General features: G+C 44.6%; 16 protein-coding genes. 6 read left to right on the top strand and 10 right to left on the bottom strand.

What is annotated here, in order from left to right:
• The first annotated feature begins 106 nt into the window (after nucleotides 1-106).
• Nucleotides 107-1,177, top strand: a complete 1,071-nt coding sequence (locus tag L0P89_RS16000; protein ID WP_235266121.1) for a transporter substrate-binding domain-containing protein — start codon at nucleotides 107-109, stop codon at nucleotides 1,175-1,177.
• 103 nt (nucleotides 1,178-1,280) lie between these two features.
• The gene (locus tag L0P89_RS15995) at nucleotides 1,281-3,848 is read left to right on the top strand and encodes an alpha/beta fold hydrolase (protein ID WP_235266120.1); all 2,568 of its coding nucleotides are present in this window, start codon (nucleotides 1,281-1,283) and stop codon (nucleotides 3,846-3,848) included.
• A gap of 12 nt (nucleotides 3,849-3,860) precedes the next feature.
• On the opposite strand, the gene L0P89_RS15990 is transcribed toward L0P89_RS15995, so the two are convergent.
• From L0P89_RS15990 to L0P89_RS15970, 5 genes are read right to left on the bottom strand one after another with little or no spacing between them, the layout of a single operon-like run.
• On the bottom strand, nucleotides 3,861-4,463 hold the full coding sequence (locus L0P89_RS15990; protein WP_235266119.1) for a short chain dehydrogenase: 603 nt from the start codon (nucleotides 4,461-4,463) through the stop codon (nucleotides 3,861-3,863).
• 4 nt (nucleotides 4,464-4,467) lie between these two features.
• Complete coding sequence (locus tag L0P89_RS15985) at nucleotides 4,468-5,169, bottom strand: hypothetical protein (protein ID WP_235266118.1); 702 nt, start codon at nucleotides 5,167-5,169, stop codon at nucleotides 4,468-4,470.
• Nucleotides 5,169-6,854, bottom strand: coding sequence for a gamma-glutamyltransferase (gene ggt, locus L0P89_RS15980; RefSeq protein ID WP_235266117.1), 1,686 nt, complete (start codon nucleotides 6,852-6,854; stop codon nucleotides 5,169-5,171). Before ggt ends, L0P89_RS15985 begins: the two co-directional genes overlap by 1 nt.
• Nucleotides 6,842-7,435 (bottom strand): ACP phosphodiesterase, encoded by a 594-nt coding sequence (locus L0P89_RS15975; protein ID WP_235266116.1) that lies wholly within the window; start codon nucleotides 7,433-7,435, stop codon nucleotides 6,842-6,844. Before L0P89_RS15975 ends, ggt begins: the two co-directional genes overlap by 13 nt.
• A complete protein-coding gene (locus L0P89_RS15970) occupies nucleotides 7,436-7,954 on the bottom strand; it encodes a hypothetical protein (protein ID WP_235266115.1) in 519 nt (172 codons plus the stop codon).
• Between the two features lie 83 nt (nucleotides 7,955-8,037).
• Between L0P89_RS15970 and glmM the strand changes: the two genes are divergently transcribed.
• Nucleotides 8,038-9,426, top strand: a complete 1,389-nt coding sequence (glmM, locus tag L0P89_RS15965; RefSeq protein ID WP_235266114.1) for a phosphoglucosamine mutase — start codon at nucleotides 8,038-8,040, stop codon at nucleotides 9,424-9,426.
• Between the two features lie 40 nt (nucleotides 9,427-9,466).
• Here glmM and L0P89_RS15960 read toward each other — a convergent pair whose 3' ends face one another.
• The gene (locus tag L0P89_RS15960; RefSeq protein ID WP_235266113.1) at nucleotides 9,467-11,818 is read right to left on the bottom strand and encodes a carboxypeptidase-like regulatory domain-containing protein; all 2,352 of its coding nucleotides are present in this window, start codon (nucleotides 11,816-11,818) and stop codon (nucleotides 9,467-9,469) included.
• 260 nt (nucleotides 11,819-12,078) lie between these two features.
• Nucleotides 12,079-12,966: a lysophospholipid acyltransferase family protein gene (locus L0P89_RS15955; protein WP_235266112.1), complete on the bottom strand. Its 888-nt coding sequence runs from the start codon at nucleotides 12,964-12,966 to the stop codon at nucleotides 12,079-12,081.
• 53 nt (nucleotides 12,967-13,019) lie between these two features.
• On the opposite strand from L0P89_RS15955, the gene L0P89_RS15950 reads away from it, so the two are divergent.
• The gene (locus L0P89_RS15950; protein ID WP_235266111.1) at nucleotides 13,020-13,670 is read left to right on the top strand and encodes a rhomboid family intramembrane serine protease; all 651 of its coding nucleotides are present in this window, start codon (nucleotides 13,020-13,022) and stop codon (nucleotides 13,668-13,670) included.
• A 135-nt stretch (nucleotides 13,671-13,805) separates the two neighbouring features.
• Nucleotides 13,806-15,443 (top strand): hypothetical protein, encoded by a 1,638-nt coding sequence (locus L0P89_RS15945; RefSeq protein ID WP_235266110.1) that lies wholly within the window; start codon nucleotides 13,806-13,808, stop codon nucleotides 15,441-15,443.
• A 62-nt stretch (nucleotides 15,444-15,505) separates the two neighbouring features.
• Here the strand turns inward: L0P89_RS15945 and L0P89_RS15940 are convergent, their stop codons facing one another.
• Both L0P89_RS15940 and L0P89_RS15935 read right to left on the bottom strand, forming a co-directional pair.
• A complete protein-coding gene (locus tag L0P89_RS15940; protein ID WP_235266109.1) occupies nucleotides 15,506-16,621 on the bottom strand; it encodes a TlpA disulfide reductase family protein in 1,116 nt (371 codons plus the stop codon).
• A 101-nt stretch (nucleotides 16,622-16,722) separates the two neighbouring features.
• Nucleotides 16,723-17,217 carry a hypothetical protein gene (locus tag L0P89_RS15935; protein ID WP_235266108.1) on the bottom strand — a complete coding sequence of 165 codons (495 nt, stop codon included), beginning with the start codon at nucleotides 17,215-17,217 and terminating at the stop codon, nucleotides 16,723-16,725.
• Nucleotides 17,218-17,303: 86 nt separating this feature from the next.
• On the opposite strand from L0P89_RS15935, the gene L0P89_RS15930 reads away from it, so the two are divergent.
• Nucleotides 17,304-20,216, top strand: coding sequence for an FAD-binding and (Fe-S)-binding domain-containing protein (locus L0P89_RS15930; RefSeq protein WP_235266107.1), 2,913 nt, complete (start codon nucleotides 17,304-17,306; stop codon nucleotides 20,214-20,216).
• Here L0P89_RS15930 and L0P89_RS15925 read toward each other — a convergent pair.
• Complete coding sequence (locus L0P89_RS15925; RefSeq protein WP_235266106.1) at nucleotides 20,175-21,092, bottom strand: UDP-2,3-diacylglucosamine diphosphatase; 918 nt, start codon at nucleotides 21,090-21,092, stop codon at nucleotides 20,175-20,177. The genes L0P89_RS15930 and L0P89_RS15925 overlap by 42 nt on opposite strands.
• Nucleotides 21,093-21,106 lie beyond the last annotated feature (14 nt).

Genomic DNA, 21,106 nt, shown 5'->3' with positions numbered 1-21,106 from the left:
GCGAAGGTTTCGCCACTACAATGATATTGGTCATTGTTGAAAGATTTGGGCCAAAGTATTTGACCGTTTTGCGCTATATTTAGAACATCAACCGATTTTTCCTTTTATGAAAAACCCCCTCTTTCTTTTACTGTGCCTATTCACTGTTTTTGCTTTTCCTCAGGGAGATAAAGACACATTACTGGTGGGCTATACCTCTGCGGCACCTTTTGTCATTGAAGATGATGGTCGGCTAGAGGGCGTCAATATTTGGTTGTGGAACCGCGTGGCCGAAGACCTGGGTTTAGACTATCGATTGGTTCCCATGAATTTTTCAGAAATGCTCGATTCGCTTAAGGCGGGGCATATCGATGTAAGTATCAATCCCCTTACCATCACCAGTGGCCGCAGTAAAGAAATGGAGTTTACCGATTCGTTCTATGCATCGCACTCGACCATTGCGGTAGCAAAGAAATCATCTCTTCAGAAGATCAAACAGTTCATCACCTCATTTTTTCAAGTAAACTTTTTAAGGGGATTTCTGCTTTTGCTGGTCATTCTCATTTTCTTCGGAATCTTGGCCTGGCTTTTTGAAAGAAGGAAAAATCCCCAAGATTTTCGCCCTGGCCACAAAGGGCTGTGGGACGGACTGTGGTGGTCGGTGGTCACCTTGACCACGGTGGGTTATGGCGACAAATCACCGAAAACAAGAATGGGAAAGATTACCGCCCTCGGTTTGATGTTCTGCGGACTCCTTTTTGTCTCTGGTCTTACCGCAAGTATAGCCTCAAGCCTCACCGTCAACCGGTTAAGCAATGAAACTACCGATTTTGAAGATTTTAAGGAACGTAGGGTGGGCACCGTAAAAAGCTCAGAGACCGATGATTTTTTAAAAGCCCATTTTTTCAAAGATGTTCGCGAATATATTGGGGTAGTGCCCGGGCTTCAAGACCTACAAAAACATCAGATCGATGCCTTTATTTATGATGCCCCAATCATGAAATACCGAATCAGAAAAGATTCAAGTATGCAAAAACTTGAAGTGCTGCCCTTGAAGTTCGATGCACAGTTCTATGCATTCGGAATCAAAAAAGACGCCATTGAATTAGAACAGGCCATTTCACAACGAATTTTGGAAATCATCGAGAGCCAAGAATGGGAAGTTATATTGGCCGAGTTCGGACTTTCTGAATTTTGATATCGCATTTCTCTACCTCTAGCTAAGCAAAAAAGTCATTAAGCTATTTTTTTTTAAGGAAACCATCGCAGCCAATATCTTCGATCTTCTCAGAAAAGTTTGAATGATGCAAAAACATAGTTTCGGTAGGTGGTCCAGTTTCTTGATCATTGTCTTCTTTTGTACGGCACTGCCCGCACAAAATATTGTTGAATATTTCGGCAAGGAAAAAATCAATGATGTTCAAGAGGGCAAAGTGGCATTTACCTTCAAAAAAGGACTTGTACTGTCAACGGGGACATCATCTTTAAATTCAGTTTCTTTTCCGACCGATGTCGTCTTTAAAGATTTTTTGATGACACATAAAACGGTTTCAGAAGGTGAGGTGGCCTACATCGATCCTTCCGGTAATCCACAAAAGTGGACAAGCGTTCAGGTAAATGACAAGAGTACATTCGAAACCCCGGCGCTAAGAGGGGGCTATATGTACCTGACGTATCGATCTGACGACGAAAAAGTGGTGCTTTTTGAAGCGTCGGGCCATACAAAGGTCCTTATAAATGGTCTTCCACATGAGGGCGACCATTATGATTTTGGCTATAGTTTGATTCCCATCAAATTGAAAAGGGGCACCAATATATTTGTGCTCAAAGGAGGTAGGTTTCCCCGTATCCGCGCCCGATTGATCACACCTAGGGCTCCCATTATCTTCACAAAAAGAGACATGACCCTACCCGATCTTTTGATAGAGGAAAGCATTGCTTACAAAGGGGCCGTACGGGTCGTCAACGCTTCTGAAAATTGGATAAGAAATTATAAGATTCGGGCTTACCATGCTGGTAAAGACCTCGTTTCAAAAGTATTGACATTGCCCCCCATGAGTGTCCGTAAGGTACCGTTTGACATTCCGGTGGTCTGGAAAGATTCAAAGTTGGGAAAATCGCAATTGGGGCTCGAACTGCAAAACAGCAGGGACGTCGTAATGGACTCACAAGAAATCGATATCGATATAAAATCGAAGTATGGCAAACATAAGCGCACTTTCATCAGCAAAATAGATGGCAGTGTACAGTATTTTAGTGTGGCTCCCTCTTCTGTAAAAGATTTGAAAAACGGGGCCTTGTTTCTGTCAGTACACGGGGCATCTGTCGAAGCGGTTAACCAGGCCAATGCCTACAAGCAAAAAGATTGGGGCCATGTCGTGGCCCCTACGAATCGAAGACCTTTCGGATTTGCCTGGGAAGACTGGGGCCGTTTAGATGCGTTGGAAGTACTTGCCGAAGGAAAGCGAATCTATGATCCCGATCCCACCAAAATTTACCTGACAGGACATTCGATGGGAGGGCACGGAACCTGGTACCTCGGGGCCACCTATCCAGACAAGTTTGCGGCCATTGCACCATGCGCAGGGTATCCCGATCTTTTGGGTTATAGGGACAGCTTTGTAAAAAGGGCCCTAAAGGCCAGTCCGGAGCAACTGAAAAAGTGGGGGATCACGGAAGAAACACTCAAGAAAATGGCAGAGAAGCCCCAATTGACCGATATGGACCATATGATCAAAAGAGCTGGCAATCCGAGCCGCACCATGAAACTGAGACGTAATTACCTGCAGCAGGGCGTTTACATACTACATGGCGAAAAAGACAATGTGGTGCCGACCTTCATTGCCCGTGAAATGCGTGAAGAGCTCGGAAAGTTTCACAATGACTTCACTTATTACGAGTATCCGGGAGGAACACATTGGTATGGTGACCATAGCATGGATTGGCCCCCAATATTTGATATGTTCAAACAACGCACGATCAAGCACGATTCTTTGATCGACAAAATGGAATTTTATACGGCCTCCCCAGGTGTTTCTGCCAAATCTCGGTTCGTCTCAGTTTACCAACAACAAAGACCTCTTGAAATTAGTACCGTAGATTTTTCAACAGAGGAAGGCCTTTCGATCAACACCGAAAATGTAGAGACCATGGCCATAAAGGTTGACCAAATCGCCAAAGAAAATGATACCTTGGTCTTGGATGGGGTGTCTTTTGCCATACCCAAAAAAGGTGAAATCTTTTTCAAGAAGAATAACGGTTCATGGCAATTCTCTGAAAAACCTTCCTTAAAGGAAAAAGGTCCACACAGAAATGGTGGTTTCAAGGATGCATTCAACAATAATGTGGTTTTCGTTTATGCCACACAAGGCGACCAAACAGAAAACAGATGGTATTACAACAAAGCATTGTCTGACGCAGAAGCCTTCTATTACCGTGCCAATGGGTCTGTTGAACTAGTGCCCGATAAAGATTTTAACCCAAAAGAGTATAGTGATCGAAACGTTGTGATCTATGGCAACAGTACTAATAATGCGGCTTGGAAAAAGCTTTTGAAGAACGCTCCGGTTCAAGTGGGCAATGGCAAGGCCATGCTTGGTGGTAGGGAAGTGCAGGGCAAACAATGGGGGCTTTATTTTATCGTTCCCAGACCTGATAGCGATAACGCGAGCGTCGGTGTGGTCTCGGCAACCGGAAAAGAAGGCATGAAAGCCATTTACCCAAACCATTATTTATTGAACGGTACTACCTTTCCCGATTTACTGCTCTTTAGTAGTGGCACGATGCAATACGGTACCGATGCCGTAAAATGTGCCGGCTTTTTTGGTAATGACTGGTCTTTTAAAAATGGCGAATTTCAATGGCAGTGATGATGATCATGTTCAATCATAAATGCGAATGATTTCCCCATTGCCTTTTCCAAAGATGCTTCGAATGTAGCCATTGACCACTTTTTTCATGGGAATTGGGTTATGCCCCGGAAAATAGTCCTTATACTTTTCATAGGCATCCTCGACCATACCCGCCGTCACCGCATTAAGGCGATGCCCTTTTTTTAGTTCGAGGGATGCCGCCTTCACAAAACTATGGATACCCCCATTGACCATGGCCGCACTGGCTGTTCTGACCACTGGGTCATCGGCCAAAATACCCGTGGTCAGGGTAAACGAACCGCCCTCTTTTACATATTGCTGCCCCACGCGCACCACATTCACTTGCCCCATTAATTTGCTTTTTAGCCCGATGTAATAGTCTTCTTCCGTTAGGTCTTCGAAATGACCCCATTTTGCTTCACCAGCTATGCAGACAACTGCATCAACCATACCGATTTCTTCAAACATGTTTTTGATGGACGTACTATCGGCCATATCGACAACGACGTCTCCTTGTGTACGCCCACCGATGATGACCTTGGCCTTTTCCATTAAGATTTTCACCACACGTTTGCCTATGGTACCGTGCCCACCTATTACCAATATTTCCATAATTTCAATTATATGCTTTGACATTTCCCATACTCAAGACCATTGGGCCAAGCTTATGTGATTTGGGCAAAAAGGCTCCACTTTCGGTGACTATCCAATCATCCCATGAAGCTTTGAGTCCACCGACAGGAATAATATCTACCCACATTTTATAAGCATTTGGGAAACCATTTTCATCAAGCAACCAAAGATAGCTATCACCGGGTGTTGAACCTCCAGAAGTATAGGTCACCAACAAACCTTTTGAACCATTGTCCAATTTGACAATGCTTCTTATGGTACCCTTGTCAAACAGTTTATAAGGTGCCACCAACCAAAAAGAATCGTTGTTGAAACTAGTTACCGCCTTTTGAATTATTTTCTCTTCTTTTTCACCGGTAAGGGGCTCTCCGCTTTTTAGCGCTCTGCTTTGATTTAGATGTACCAAATCTAATTCGACCTTATAATCTTTCCACTCCACATTTACCGTTCCCGCCCGTTTGTCCCATATATACTGGTTTCGACCACCACGGTATGACCACTCCAAAAACCGGGTGTTTTGGTACGCTTCGTAGTTCAGGGCACTGAGCATTTTTTTGGCCAGTGCATCTGCATCTGCGCCCGTATGGGCTTTGGGCAGCGGTTCATGTTTTATCCATAGCAAAATGAGTGATCCCAAAAGCAGTGATCCCAAAATGATTCCAATAAGTTTTATGGCTTTTTTCATCAGAATCCCACCGCTTTGTCATCACCGCGCCTATCGGCACCACCTTCCAATCTTCCATCTGATAGCACCCGAATGGCATCTACCTTGCCGATGATAGGGGAGCGACCTTCCTGTATCTGGTATCCTTTTGATCTCAATTCGGTTTTCAGCTCTTCTGAAAATCCCTCTTCTTCAAATTTGATACGGTCGGGCATCCATTGATGGTGAAAACGGGGCGCATTTACCGCATCTTGCATACTTAAGTTGAATTCGTGTACATTCAAAATCGTCTGGGCTACCGCCGTGATGATGGTTGAGCCACCAGGGGTACCCACGACCATATAGAGCTTCCCCTCCCTCTCAACAATGGTAGGCGTCATGCTACTGAGCATCCGTTTCTCAGGGGCAATACTGTTCGCTTCTGCACCGATAAGGCCAAACATATTGGGTACACCGGGTTTGGAGCTGAAATCGTCCATCTCGTTGTTCAAAAAGAAACCCAATTCAGGCACATAGAGCTTTGAACCAAACCCGCCGTTCAAGGTAGTAGTGGCCGAAATGGCATTGCCCTCTGTGTCGACGATCGAATAGTGGGTGGTTTCGGCATGCTCTAAAATTTCGACTTGACCATGGGCCACCACAGAGGAAGGGGTGGCTTTTTCAAAAGAGAAATCTTGCATACGAACCTGCAGGTATTCATCGCTCAATAGCACATCTAGCGGAATTTCCACAAAATCAGGATCGCCCAAAAAGAAATTGCGGTCTGCATAGGCCCTACGGGCAGTTTCGGTGAACAGTTGAATGGCCTTGGTAGAATTATGACCATAATCACCAATGTCGTAGGGTTCCATCATTTTGAACATTTGGTTGATGGTCACCCCGCCACTACTTGGCGGACACATAGAAATAATGCGCAGGTCTTTATACTTGAAAATAATGGGTTGCCGCCATTTGGCCTCATATTTTGCCAAATCTTCTTCGGTGATAAATCCACCTCGTTCTTGAATGAAACCCGACAATTTTTGGGCCACTTCCCCTTTATAAAAACCATCTTTGCCGTTGGCCATTATCTTTTGCAGCGTTAGGGCCAGTTCTGCATATTTTATGGTATCACCGGGCTGAAAACCTTGGGCAAACTTGGTGCTATCACCATTGACATCAATAAAGCGCTCACGATAGCTTTCGATACGTTTGGCCTGCTTTTCGGTCACCACTACACCGCGTTCGGCAAGAGCAATGACCGGTTTCATAATAGCTTCAATAGGGAGGGAGCCAAATTTTTCATGTACTTCAAAAACTCCGGCCACAGTACCCGGCACACCAACAGCGGTTGCGCCCACGGTGCTCATATCGGGTATAACGTTTCCCAATGAATCGAGATATACATCTTTATGCGCACTTAGGGGTGCTTTTTCTCGATAGTCCAGCCCGCCGACATCACCGTTGTTTTTTCGATAGACCATAAAACCCCCGCCACCTAGGTTTCCCGCAAATGGGTAAGCCACCGCCAAAGCCAATTCGGTAGCCACCATGGCATCAAAGGCATTGCCGCCTTTCCGCATGATGGCCACCCCGATCTTTGATGCTTCTTCGCGAGCCGAAACTACCATTGCCCTTTCAGTGACCAGTCCGGTAGGCGGAGCGGGCTGCTGTCTACAATTTGATAATAAAAAAAGTAGGGGCAGCAGAAGTATCAGTCTTCGCATAAGGATATGAATTTTTGTTTCGAAAAGGTAATCAATTCCGTGAAAAAGGCTGTAAACTCTTCTTCAAAATCATGGTAATGCGCCTTAAGCTCGACAATGGCAAAGTTCATCTTTGAGCGGTTCTGTGTTCGGCGGTTCATTCCGTTCAATACCCTGGCAATCCCTTCTAGCCCAGCATAGTTATAGAGCCAGTTGTCAGCGATCATATAAGGCAGCATCCGTTGGGTACCCAACGGTAGCAATTTATAGTTGTCTTCCAATAGGTCATAAAAATCTTCAGTATACCTTTTGAGCGGTATGGCAGAGTAATCTGACCAATTTTTGGCCAAGAAATGGTCATAGAAGATGTCAACGATGACCCGGCTATAATGGCTATAGTTGGCGTGCAAACGCTTGCTGCTTTTTCTTGGAATAGGGTGTGCATCGGTAAACGTATCAATGGCACGGTGAAGCAAAATGCCCTTTTGTACTTTTTCGGGGTATTCTTTGTACTTGTTGCCCCTTACCTGATCGGCAAAAAAATTACCCAATGTAATTTCAGGGTCATCGAATGAAAGATAGATGTGGGCCAAAAAGTTCATCTATCGGTTTGACTGTGGAATTGAAACAGCGTCTACCTTGGCGAACTCGGCTTCGTCGGTATTGGTATTGGCATCTATGCTGAACTTCCAATTGACATCGTCCATTACGATCAACGCCGATAGTTTACCGTACCCGATATGTACCGGGTTGCCCTCAGACAAAATCGATAATTTATAGTAGCCATTATCATACACCGTTTCCCCAATTTTTTGTCGGTCGGTTATTTTGAAAGAGAGGTCAAGTTGGTGCCCATTATCCCTAAATTGTTGAAAAAAGGAATCAAAATAGGCCTTGATTTTTTCGTAACCCTTTATTGAAATCGGATCGCTACCGTCATATAGGCTCAATAGAACAGCACCTTCTACATAGCAATCTGCCAACGAATCTGCATTCAAGGCCTTATAGGCGTGGCTGTATTTTATGTAAAGATTGTCGGGATCTTGTTCTTGACCGAACCCGTTCAATGTTAAAGAGAAAAGCAATGCACAAAGTACCCTGAGTGTAAACGATGATTTCATTTTAACAAGTATTGATGGTCTGAATTTACAAATTCGAAACATGCAATCCCATCCATCCTCATATATTTGCACAAAATTTTTGTATGACACTCATCAAATCGATTTCAGGTATTCGCGGAACCATTGGCGGAAGCACCGGAGACAACCTGACTCCCATAGATGCCGTAAAGTTTGCCGCTGCCTATGGTACATGGCTTAAAGACTATTCGAAAAAGGAAAATTTGACCGTTGTCATAGGGCGTGATGCCCGTTTATCAGGTGAGATGATCCAGAATTTGGTGGTTTCTACTTTGGTTGGACTAGGAATAGACGTGGTTGACTTGGGACTTTCTACCACGCCGACGGTAGAGATTGCCGTGCCCTTAAAGAACGCCGATGGTGGCATCATTATGACCGCCAGTCATAATCCGAAGCAGTGGAATGCCCTGAAACTGTTGAACGAAAAAGGCGAATTTTTGGATGCAGTGGAAGGTGCCAAGATTTTGGATCTTGCCGAGAAAGAAGATTTTGATTTTGCCCAGGTAGATGATTTGGGTACCATCACCAAAAATGAAACCTTTATCGATAGACATATTGAACAAGTTTTGGACTTGCGATTGGTAGATGCAGCGATCATTAGGAAAAGAAAGTTCAAAGTTGTGGTTGACGGGGTGAACTCGACCGGAGGAATAGCCATTCCAAGATTGTTGAGAGCATTGGGTGTTGAAGTAGTCGAACTCTATTGTGAACCAACGGGACATTTTCCCCATAATCCCGAACCTTTAAAAGAGCATTTGGGCGACATCTGTAAAAGGGTAGTGGAGGAGAAAGCCGATTTTGGTATTGTGGTGGATCCCGATGTTGACCGTCTCGCCTTTATCAGCGAAGATGGTGAGATGTTCGGTGAAGAATATACCTTGGTGGCCTGTGCCGATTATGTGTTGGGCAAGACCAAGGGCAATACCGTTTCAAACCTATCTTCATCCCGTGCTTTGCGCGATGTAACCGAAAAGCATGGGGGCACCTATGAAGCCGCTGCGGTGGGCGAGGTGAACGTGGTGATCAAAATGAAGGCCAACAATGCCATCATCGGAGGTGAGGGCAATGGTGGCATCATCTATCCTGAAAGCCATTATGGCCGTGATGCCTTGGTCGGTACCGCCTTGTTCTTGATGTTGATGGCAGAAAGGGGAGGAACCGTATCTGGGCTCAGGACAAGTTATCCGGCTTATTTCATGAGCAAAAAGAAAATACAATTGACACCCGATTTGAATGTGGATGCCCTGTTGGATGCCATGCACAAAAAATATCAAAATGAAGAGGTATCGACAATTGATGGGGTCAAAATCGATTTTCCTGAAAACTGGGTCCATTTGAGAAAGTCAAACACCGAACCCATTATACGCATATATACAGAAGCCAAGAGCCAAGCAGAAGCCGATACCCTTGCAGACAGGATTATCGGGGAAATAAAGGAAATTGCAGGGATCTAATATTTCCTTACGCTAAGCAATTGAAACAGCCAGCGGTTTATTAGATCTTGAAAAGAACATCCTTTTCAACGATTTGCCCATTTGAAGAAATCCCTATTAAAGATGCCCTATAGGTCTTGGACTTATTCAAGTTCTCAAGAGGGATATCAACCTTTGCCTTAGAGGGGATTCTCAGATTTGGATCCCAATAGGGAATTTCGGTAGCAGTATGCTCAATGACAACATCTTCAGTGGAAGTAATAAAGCCCGGATGTACAAAATTTATGGTGTTGGTGACTTCATACGATTTCTTCGATCTTGAAGGGCCGGTTTTGGTATATACCGCAACTATTCCATTACCAGCCCGTGCACCATAGATGGCTGCTTTGGGGCCGATGAGAACATCGATGAAATCTACTTCTTCAGGAAGAATCTGTGAAATGGCACTCATGCTTACAGGGGTGTTGTTCAACAAGACCAAGGGGTCGCTATCGCCATTAAAGGAGTTATTGCCCCTGATGACCAAGGTGATACCACTGTCACCAAGTTTGCTCTGAATACCGGGAACCCTTGCGACCAAAGCCTGCAATATATTTTCATTGGGGTTGATGGTCGTCTCGGCAAAATCAAGATGACGGGTAGGGGTCTTATAGAGCATTCGCCGTTTTCTCTTTGCCATTTCAATTCTTTTGATTCTTTCTTCACTGCTCATAAGTTTTTGGCCGGTCACGGTCACCTCTTGAAGCTCTTTGGTTTCGTCATATTCCGAGATGTTTGAATCGTAGGCTGTTTTTCTGGTGACATAAGTGGCACTTGCACTGCCCAGGGTGTTGACTTTTTTCGCTTTTACCGGGGTTAAATTAGAAATTTCAGGTAAAGCGTAAGGCTCTGTTTGCAACCGTAATTCTGACGATTTGATATCGCCATTCAAACTTTTGGCGGTAAGCACGACATCTGTCAAACCTACAAAATCACAATCTCTAAACACGAAACGGCCCGAAGCATCGGTCTGTTCGGTTATTTGGCCTACTTCATTTTCATTTTTATAGGCCAAAGATACCTGGGCCACTACGCCTTGGCCATCAGGCCCAAATACGGTACCATAGAGCGACAGCCCTTTTTCAGGCTGATAGGTAATCTGAATATTGCCTCGGTCAGACATAGACGAAATATGGTATACCAGCTTCTGGGCATCCAATGACAACATCAAATAGTTTAAATCGCGTTTCCAGTTTGGATTTGAATAATGGGGAAAATGCGATAATATATTTTCCGCTTCACGATAATCAGACTGCAATTGCAGATAAGGGAAGATTCCTTGCCAACCCCTTTGAACATGGGTACTTTCCCTAATTGAAAGCGAATAATGGCCCTTTTGTATTCTATCGGCCTTTATGGAGAGTTGCGCATCGTCGCCTTTTCGAAAAGCATCAAGGTAAATGCCCTGACTGTCATTGATGTTGCCATGAAAATTCGCCCTACTTGCCAAAACTTGCCCTTTTTCATCGGCGAACAGCCATTGAATAGGCCCTGTTTCAAAAGCGTCTTTTGGTATTTTCACCAATATCCCATCGTTGTTTTGTAGAAGTTTTGCACGATAGGCCATGCCACTGCGTTGATACGCCGACAAGGTATATCCGTTCAGTTTTTGTGATGAGTTCGATCTTAACGATATACGATAGTGGTCGGGCCACTCATTCAATTGCATCAAAAAGCCCTCTACCCTCACCAAGGGCAATTCATAGGTCTGCCTGCCTTCTTGAAGGTTCAAGACCGCCCTATATTGTTTTCCTATTTCCGGTATGAACTGTATGATGCCGGTGCCGTGAAAATACGTGGTAAAAGTGGTCACCTGGTTGCCCGATGTATCATAGATCTCACCTGAAACCGCTATGGGGTCGCCATGGGCATCGAGCACCCGAACACCGACCCGGTTGAGATGGTTGGCCAACAGCTCGCCACTTTCTGGTTGAAAGGTCACCTGTAAATCATCAACAGAAGAAATATGCGACTTATCAGGATGCTTGACTTGAATATCTTTCTGGTAAAATAGCGAAGCATCAAAATTGCGCATGTAGTGGGTATAGGCACGAACACTATAGTGGCCCGGTACTGTCGTATCTTTGGGCAAGAGAAAACTTCCACTGGCCCCGGGGCGATCCACCAACAGTGTCGTAGATGACAGAATGCTGTCATTTGGGGCGATCAAATCGACATATACCACATTGCTCGGGGTTTCTGGCATTTGCGTAACGGCATCTATCAAATAGGTGCTAAACTGCACGGTTTCCCCAACATGATATGAGTTTTTATTGAAATGGAGATATACCTTTTCTCTAGGTAGTTGTGCAAAAATGGAGGTCGAAAAAATAAGGGCAACAAGAAAATGAAGCGAAAAACGTTGTAACATCATCGGTAGCAATTTTCCCAACAAATTACAAAAAAAGTAAACTAAGTCGAACTGTTTTAACAGTCTTTTTACGATTAAAAGTTTAGAAACCTACATCGGCAATACCCTCATAATCAATTATCACAAGTGCTGTCGGGTGTGTTGGTGGCAACAAGATCAAGATGACATTCCCTTGCAATTGAAATCAAGGGGTAATGCCCTTGCCATAATTTCAAACCTCACATGATGGCATGTCATCGTTTGCATTGTCATATCATATGCCGCTAGGTCTCCTTAGGTGCTTTACCGCGGTGTTTCCACCGTTTATGGGTCCAGAAATAATATTGTGGGGCTTCCCGAATCGATTTTTCAACTTCCCGTAAAAAGGCATCGGTGATTTGATAGTTCACAAATTCTTTGGGGTTTTCAGCCAATACCTTGAACGATCCTTCGTAATGTCCCCTTTTCAATTTTCTGACCTTTAGGTAAACCGCGGGCAGATCGAGATTTTTGCAAAGTCCCTCTGCACCCACATGTACTGGCACCACAATATCCATGAAGGGGGCCCAATATTGGGCCTTGCTGACCATGGGCGATTGGTCGCTCAAGATGCCGTACATGCTCAACCTGCCCTCACGACGGTTCTTGGCGACAATTTCTTTGGTCTCTTTGGTAGAAATAAGGGTGGTACCAAATTTTTCCCTGATATCTCGAATCAATTTATCAAAATATCTGTTGTTGATTTTTTGATAGATGGCATAGCCTTTTGATTTGATGTGCGCATCAAGGGCAATGACCCATTCCCAACTACCGTAGTGTGGAAATAGTAACATGATGCTCTTATTCTTGTTCTCCAACCCATGCAGTACCTCTAGATTGGTGAAGGTGAAACGTTTCTGTAACTGCTCGTTCGAAATGCCCAAGGTCTTGACCATTTCCAAAAACATATCACACATATGGCGATAAAAGGCTTTCTCTATGGTGATGATCTCATTTTCTGATTTATCGGGAAATACCAATCGCAAGTTTTTACGCACTACTTTCTTGCGGTAGCCAAACACATGGTAGACCAACTGATATACAATGTTCGAGAGGCCGTAGAGAAGTCGAAAAGGAAGCCGTGAAACCAACCAGAGCAGGGGGTAGGCAATAACAAAAACGATGAACTGCATACAAAAATAGTGTGTACAAATATAGCTATATTTGATCCCAAAAATTATCGCCCATGTACGATTTGCACTTGGCAACCGTTGGCATCATTATCGTCAACATTTTGGTAACGTTAAGAGGGTTTAACGATCAAGCGTTTTTTGAGCGGTATAAGTTCAACATCGCTGCCATTCAGGGCGGTCAGCGAGAACGTGCCATCACTTCAGGCTTTCTTCATGTCGATATTGCCCATCTCTTTTTCAATATGTTCACCCTTTTCTTTTTTGCCAATGTGGTCATTGTTTGGTTCGGGGCCCTCAAATTTTTGATCATTTATGCGGTGAGTTTGTTGGCGGGCAGTCTTTTGGCCCTGTTCTTCCATAAAAATGAACCCTATTACAGTGCCGTGGGGGCAAGTGGCGCCGTGACCGGTGTGCTGTATGCGGCCATTTTGCTGCAGCCAGACATGCAATTGGGCATTATGTTCATTCCAATACCGTTGCCGGCCTATGTTCTGGGAATCGCCTACCTCCTTTACTCTATTTACGGTATGAAAAGTCGACTGGGAAACATTGGGCACACGGCACATTTTGGGGGTGCCATAGGGGGTTATGCCATGACGCTCATCTTCATGCCCAGTCTTTTGGTCACTGAAACGCTAATGGTTTTCTTGCTGGCCATACCCATTATCATTCTTTTTGTTCTCGAAAAAATGGGCAAAATTTAATAAGCTGTAAGAATATTCTTATTTATTTGAAATGATGATGATCCCAACTGTGCATTTCATCGAAAAAACAGTGTATTTCGTACAATAAAGCAGCATAGGTCCGTTAGTAGGTCACCAAAACAAACCACCTACTCTATGAGAAAAACGATACCCTATCTAGCTGCTTCCCTATTATTGGTTTTATCTTGCTCTGACGAAACGACCATCTTTGAAGACCAACAAGATGCCGTATCTCTTGAAACAAGCGAGACAGTTTTAAAGAATAGTGTCTCACTCGATGAGGCCGGGGTGCTCGATATCTTCAGTGAAGATCAGCTAACCGGTAAACTCTCGAGATTTGCAGACGAACAGGCCGGCAATTACCCCCTTACCTTGGTGGCACAGATCGCACCGCCCAAATTCAGCGGTGGTGATAACCTGACCGCTTCACATGTGCATGTTGAGGGCAATTATGCCTATGTGGGCTACAATACCGTTGGTGAGCCTTATGTTGGCGGAATCGATATCGTGTATGTGGCCGATCCCAACAATCCGAGAATAACCTCGAGACTTTATTATATCAATGCAGATATCAGTTCGGTAAAATATGACAATGGTTATGTATATGCCGCCGGTGGGGTGGATTCAGAGAAATCTGTGCGGGCCACCGCTAACTCTTTCGTGGCCAAGATAAAGGTAGATAACGGCCGTTTTAACCTCAATGCAGGAATTCTCTACGGATTTCAAGAAGGCTTCGTGGCCACCGATGTTGAGACCAATGCCAATTCGGTCATCGTAACCAGTGGAAAAGAGGGCTATGTGACATTGTACAACAAGAACACTCTTGAGGCTTTTGACGATACCCCATTCTCAGATTTACGATCTGTAAGGATGAAAAATGATAATATAGGGGTATTGGATGCCGACTTTGGCGTACGTATTCTAGATCAAAACCTTGCACAGATCAATGGCATTGCCATCGATGCCGATTTCAGGATTGCCGATAAACGTACCCTTGATTTTTCATCTGATAAAATTGTGGTCGCCGAAGGAGAGGCCGGGGCCGGAATTTACGACTATGCCTCGGGCAACTTTCTAGAGCACGTTCCAATCATTATCGATCCTGATGGGGTGGCACAATCAGATATTGTTACCAATGCCGTTACCATGAACGAAGATGTGCTGTTGATGGCCAATGGCGGTGCGGGACTGTGTCTTTCCGAAGACGTTTCAAAAGGAGCCAATGTCGTGGGCATCATCGAATTGAACGGATCTATAAACTATGTGGAGTCGAAAGGGGATTACATTTTTGCCGCCTCGGGAAAATCAGGGCTGCAGATCATCAAAATGAATAAACCCTCAGCGAGTCTAGAGGCCAGATGCGCCGATTCACCAAGTTACAATGGCAGCTCAAGGCTAAATGTTGGGGCCGATCAAGAATTGGCCTTTAGCGGATCGAGACGTTTTAGGGAAATAAATATTTCAGGGTCACTCTTGCTTTGTGGCACTTGGACGGTAAGAGAGGCAGTGGACATTGAGGAAAACGGTCTTTTTGAAATGAGGGGCACATTTATTGTGGCCCGAAACAACAGAAGAAGGAATCTTACCGTAGACGAAGGCGCCACTTTTAGGGTAGAGGGTGACTTAACGGTCTATGGCGACTTGATCCTTGAAGAAGGCGCTACACTTGAGTTCTTGGGCAGTGGTTCAAGAGTTAATATTTTGGGAGATGTTGAGATCGATGAGAATGCCACCGTTACCGGTGACTTTGAAGACATACAGAACAAATTCTAACAAGCAAACGATCAACAAAAAAAGCCCCGATGAACAATCGGGGCTTTTTCTTTTTAAAGTATCTAGTTCAGTAATTCTGCCACTTTTTTCTCCAACGCCGGACCGCGAAGATTTTTGGCCACGATGACCCCATTTTCATCCAACAGAAAGGCAGCGGGTATGGCATTCACATTGTAGAGCTGTGCCACAGGGTCTTGAAAGCGCTTAAGGTGTGACACATGGTGCCACTCAAGTCCGTCTTGCGCAATGGCCTGCTTCCATTGCTCTTCCCGAGCATCCAATGAAACACCCACAATGTTCAGTCCCTTATCTTTGTATTTATTGTAAACGTTGACAATATTTGGGTTTTCAACACGGCAGGGGCGGCACCAAGCGGCCCAAAAGTCTATCAAGGTCACCTTTCCCTTTACCGTTACTTCATTCAAGGCCAAAACAGTACCATCAGGTGTAGGACCCGAAAAATCAGGCGCCACTTCACCTATATCGGTAGCTTTGGTTCTTTCTAACTGTTTTTCAAGATTTTTGCCAGGTTTTGTCGCCTTGATTTCTGGAGTAAAATTCTGGAACAATGAATCGACTTCTTTTGTTTGCAATATCCGTGTTCTCATCAGATTCTCAAGTATGAGGGCAGAGACCAATGCATTTGGATTTTCTTTAATGAAATCAATGTTGAAGTTCTTCATCTTTTCTTGAAGCTCAAGGGACTCTTCCCTTAAAGACTCTATCATTGCTGTATCTCTTGCAGCAGCGGCCTTGCGCATATCATCGTTAAAAGAACGGCCCATCTCAATGAACGAACGTGAGCCTTCCATGAAATCCGCAAAAAACTCGTTCTGTGGGGTACCACCAACTTTGGCAAAAGAAAGACTGTCTCTTTGAAATTTCACGCTTATGGAACCGTTTTCCAAAATCACGGGCACATTTCCCATAAGTCCCTCTATGAAAATATAATGTAGTTGTGGTATTTCTTGGTTTCCTTCGAACTCAAAACTTCCTTCAGTGATCTGAGCTGTATCGATTTCGACCAATTGGTTCAGGCTGTCGGTCGTTCTCAAATATACTTTTGTGCTGTCTTCAACCTCACCATCGACAGTGGCTTTAAGGGCATAACCGGTCTTTTCAATATTGCAGGCAATAAACAATAAGGTTATTGATAGGGCAAATACTGTTTTCTTCATAAATAAAATTTTGAACCGCAAAGGTATTGAATACCATGGGTATAAAAAAAGCCCTTAACATCAGGTTAAGGGCTAAAGCATGATCGATAATCTTTTTGTGGTCAGAATTGGTAGCGTATGCCCAGGGCTATATCGAAATCAAAATTGTCGCTAAAGCCATCGTAGCCCAAAATTCCTATTTCGGGGCGAAAATCAAGCGACAGCAACAATGGTATGTCAAAATCGTATTCGACACCGATATTTCCTGCGGCAAAGACAAAGAGTCCGTCATCATCGTCACCATCGGGCACAGGGGCAAAATCTACACTTCCAAGTCCACCACCAACACCATAGTACCAATTGAAACCACCATCTAGGTTATGTACCCATTGATAGACCCCGGCCAACTTGAACGCATCAAAGTTGCGACTGTCACGCCAGCCCAAGTTGAATTCTGCGCGATTGAAACGCCCGATTGACTTTTGGTACGAGATTTCGGCACCAAACCCGTCACTATCGCCAAGGCGAAGCCCCAAGGCGTGGTCAGAAATGCTCTGCGCCTGCAGCGATACCGTTGCAAATGCAAATAGCACCATAAAAATTGTGGTAATCTTCATAAGTTTCTCTTTTAGTTAAAAAATTAAGGATAGCTTTGTTCAACTGTTTGCTATAACTCGTTTTGTTGCTCAAAAATTGTTCCGAATTGAATAAATCTTTGCTGGATCCACTTTCTACACAACTTGAAGGCACTTTGCACACCGATGAACTGACCAAGGCACTATATGCCACGGATGCCTCTGTATATCGCAAGCTTCCTGCGGCCGTGGCCTACCCCAAATCCGAAAGGGACATTCAGGTTTTGGTGCACTTTGCTAGAAAAAACAAAATCGGATTGGTACCCCGTACAGCAGGTACTTCGTTGGCCGGGCAATGTGTGGGCGATGGCATAATCGTCGATACTTCGAAGCATTTTACAAAAATTCTCCACCTCGACCAAGAAAAGAAACAGGTCAGGGTTGAGCCAGGGGTAATTCGTGATGAGCTCAATCAATATCTAAAGTCTTACGGACTGTTTTTTGGTCCGAATACCTCAACCTCGAACCGCTGTATGATAGGGGGGATGGTAGGGAACAACTCCTCAGGCACCACATCGATCCAATATGGCGTTACCCGAGATAAAGTAGTGTCGCTCAATACTGTTCTCTCTGATGGCAGCATTGCCGTTTTTGGGTCGGTCGAGAAAGAAGAATATCATAAAAAAGCCAAGGAGAATAGTTTCGAGGGAAATCTGTATGCGGCCGTTGCGAACGAACTGTCAGATCCGGTCATCCAAAAAGAAATCATCAAAGAATTCCCCAAACCGGAGATACACCGCAGAAATACGGGCTATGCAGTTGATGAACTGCTCAAGAACAATCTTTTCGGCACTAATGATCGAACATTCAACTTCTGCAAATTGCTTTGCGGTAGCGAGGGTACCTTGGCCTTTACCACTGAAATCACCTTACAATTAGATGACTTGCCACCACCACTTTCTGCAATGGTGGCCACCCATTATGAGACACTCGAAGATTGTCTTGGTGATGTAGCGCCGGTAATGGCCCACAACCTGTTCACCTGTGAGATGATGGATAAGGTGATTCTCGACTGCACGAAGAACAATCGTCAACAATTGGCAAACCGCTTTTTTGTAGAGCGGGATCCGGCCGCGATTCTGATGCTCGAGCTCAGGGCACATACCGAGAAGGAGTTGCAAGAACAGCTCAGCGCACTGCAGCAGACCATCAAAAGATCAGGTTTGAGCTATGCGGCCCCCACACTTCGGGGCAATGATATTAATAAGGCAATTGAACTTAGAAAAGCCGGCCTTGGGCTGCTGGGCAACATGGTGGGCGACCGCAAAGCAGTGGCCTGTATAGAAGATACAGCGGTGGCCTTGGAAGATTTGAAAGATTTCATTCTCGAGTTTACTGAAATCATGAAGGGTTATGGCCAAGAAGCGGTGTACTATGCCCATGCCGGGGCAGGGGAACTACATTTACGGCCTATTCTAAACCTTAAAAAAAGTAATGATGTCGCACTCTTTCGCCAGATTACTACAAATGTGGCGCAATTGACCAAAAAATATAGGGGAAGCTTTAGTGGCGAACATGGCGATGGCATTGTACGCGCAGAGTTCATTCCCATGATGATCGGGCAAAAGAACTATGAACTATTAAGACGAATCAAAAGCTACTTCGACCCCGAAGGCATTTTGAATCCGGGAAAAATAGTGGAAGCCTACCCCATGGATGCTTCATTGCGCTACAAAATCAACAGGGAAGAGCCCGAAATAAAAACCCTTATGGACTTTTCAGATAGCCAAGGAATTTTGCGCGCCGCTGAAAAGTGCAACGGCAGTGGGGACTGCCGCAAGACGCACCATGTGTCGGGTGCTATGTGCCCCAGCTACCATGCCACCAAGAATGAGAAGGATACCACACGTGGCAGGGCAAATGCGTTACGGGAATTTTTGACCAATACAGAAAAAAGCAATCGTTTTGACCACAAAGAGTTGAAAGAAGTCTTTGACCTGTGCCTCAGCTGCAAGGCTTGTTCAAGTGAATGCCCCAGTAATGTGGATGTGGCGGCCCTCAAGGCCGAATTCCAGTATCAATACCAAGAGGCCAATGGGTATTCATTGCGTAGCAAGCTATTCGCTCACAACACCAAAATAAATCGTTTGGCCAGTAAGATCAGTGGACTTACCAATTGGGTATACAGCTCTCGGTTGTTGTCGAATACCCTGAAGAAATCGGTCGGGGTAGCGGTAGAAAGAACTTTTCCAAAAGTCTATAGTGAAAATTTCGATAAGTACTTACAACATTTTAAAAATCAATATAATAGACATTCTTCAAAAGTTGTTTTGTACATTGATGAGTTTACCCGCTACCTCGATATTGAAGTAGGTAAGGATGCCATCGAACTTTTGACCCGTTTGGGGTACGATGTCGAGCTGCTATATGCAGAGAGCGGAAGGACCTACCTTTCAAAGGGGTTCTTGAGACAAGCCCAACAATTGGCAAAGGAAAACCTTTCACAAATCAAACCTATACTTGAATCGGGCACCCCCATTGTCGGCTTGGAACCTTCGGCCATTTTGACCTTCCGCGATGAGTATAAAAGACTGGTCGATGACCAAGAGCAGGTTGAACGTTTGGGTGCGCAGTCATTTTTGATCGAAGAATTTCTTGCCAATGAGGTGACCAATGGTGTCATCGGTGCCGAGCGGTTCACCGATGCCCAAAAAAAGGTGAAAATCCACAATCACTGCCATCAAAAAGCGCTTTCAAACCAAAAAGTGACTTTTGACATTCTCAATCTTCCCAAAAACTATGAGGTTTCCATAATCACTTCGGGCTGTTGTGGTATGGCGGGCTCTTTCGGTTACGAGAAAGAACATTACAATACCAGTATGGCAATAGGTGAGCTCAAGCTTTTTCCATCCGTAAGAAAAAGTGGTTCAGATACCCTCATAGCGGCCAATGGCACCAGTTGCCGTCATCAAATAATGGACGGTACGGGCAGAACGGCGCTACACCCCGTCACCATCTTGCGGGAAGCCCTGATCGTCTAAAATGTCATCATCTGCCCCTGCAATCGGTTCTTTTTCCTTTTTGGTCTTTTCGGCCTGTGCAGAAGTGATCGAGGCGATAAGTTGATTGATATCCATTTCCTTGACATCATCATCGACAAAGAATGGCGACAGCTTATCTTGGCTGTAGTAGTAGACTTTCCACCTTTTGAATGAATATTCCAGAGCCGTCAGATTTTCGACCCAATCACCTGAATTAAGATAGGTACAGCGACCTATTTTGTTCTCGTACCTCTCTTTTTTGGGCTGGTGGATGTGCCCACATACAACATAATCATAGCCATTCTCGATAGCGAGGTCGCCGGCTGTTTTTTCGAAATTATTGATGTACTTGACAGCACTCTTGACACTATTTTTTATGCGCTTTGAGAGGGAGTATTTTTCTTTTCCCATCCCCTTCAAAAACCAGTTCGCCGAACGGTTCAGAAGAATGAGCATATCATATCCATACCCACCTAGTTTGGCCAGCCACTTGGCATTTTGTATCGAGATGTCAAAAACATCACCATGAAAAATCCACGCTTTTTTACCATCAAGGTTCAAAACCAATTTGTTGGTAATGGTGACATTGCCCATAGTGGTATCGGCAAACTTACGGAGCATTTCATCATGGTTGCCGGTAATATAAATGACCTCAGTGCCTTTGGCGGCCATACCGATCAGTTTTTTTAAGACTTTAAGGTGTGAGGCTGGAAAATATCGTTTGCTGAACTGCCATATATCGATGATATCGCCGTTCAATATCAACTTTTTGGGATCAATGCTATTGAGATACGCTATCAGTTCATCTGCATGACAACCATATGTACCCAAATGAACGTCAGAAATTACGGCCAATTCCAGTTTTCTTTTTTTCAATACAAAGATAGTTT

The sequence above is a fragment of the Muricauda sp. SCSIO 65647 genome (genome assembly GCF_021534965.1).
GTDB lineage: Bacteria > Bacteroidota > Bacteroidia > Flavobacteriales > Flavobacteriaceae > Flagellimonas_A.
Note: the sequence above shows the minus strand (reverse complement) of the source record. Positions and strands in the feature narration are given on the sequence as shown.

Excerpts from the sequence above, each read along its gene's own strand:
- L0P89_RS16000 (WP_235266121.1), top strand. The coding sequence starts at position 107 with ATGAAAAACCCCCTCTTTCTTTTACTGTGCCTATTCACTGTTTTTGCT.
- L0P89_RS15995 (WP_235266120.1), top strand. The coding sequence starts at position 1,281 with ATGATGCAAAAACATAGTTTCGGTAGGTGGTCCAGTTTCTTGATCATT.
- L0P89_RS15990 (WP_235266119.1), bottom strand. The coding sequence starts at position 4,463 with ATGGAAATATTGGTAATAGGTGGGCACGGTACCATAGGCAAACGTGTG.
- L0P89_RS15985 (WP_235266118.1), bottom strand. The coding sequence starts at position 5,169 with ATGAAAAAAGCCATAAAACTTATTGGAATCATTTTGGGATCACTGCTT.
- ggt (WP_235266117.1), bottom strand. The coding sequence starts at position 6,854 with ATGCGAAGACTGATACTTCTGCTGCCCCTACTTTTTTTATTATCAAAT.
- L0P89_RS15975 (WP_235266116.1), bottom strand. The coding sequence starts at position 7,435 with ATGAACTTTTTGGCCCACATCTATCTTTCATTCGATGACCCTGAAATT.
- L0P89_RS15970 (WP_235266115.1), bottom strand. The coding sequence starts at position 7,954 with ATGAAATCATCGTTTACACTCAGGGTACTTTGTGCATTGCTTTTCTCT.
- glmM (WP_235266114.1), top strand. The coding sequence starts at position 8,038 with ATGACACTCATCAAATCGATTTCAGGTATTCGCGGAACCATTGGCGGA.
- L0P89_RS15960 (WP_235266113.1), bottom strand. The coding sequence starts at position 11,818 with ATGATGTTACAACGTTTTTCGCTTCATTTTCTTGTTGCCCTTATTTTT.
- L0P89_RS15955 (WP_235266112.1), bottom strand. The coding sequence starts at position 12,966 with ATGCAGTTCATCGTTTTTGTTATTGCCTACCCCCTGCTCTGGTTGGTT.
- L0P89_RS15950 (WP_235266111.1), top strand. The coding sequence starts at position 13,020 with ATGTACGATTTGCACTTGGCAACCGTTGGCATCATTATCGTCAACATT.
- L0P89_RS15945 (WP_235266110.1), top strand. The coding sequence starts at position 13,806 with ATGAGAAAAACGATACCCTATCTAGCTGCTTCCCTATTATTGGTTTTA.
- L0P89_RS15940 (WP_235266109.1), bottom strand. The coding sequence starts at position 16,621 with ATGAAGAAAACAGTATTTGCCCTATCAATAACCTTATTGTTTATTGCC.
- L0P89_RS15935 (WP_235266108.1), bottom strand. The coding sequence starts at position 17,217 with ATGAAGATTACCACAATTTTTATGGTGCTATTTGCATTTGCAACGGTA.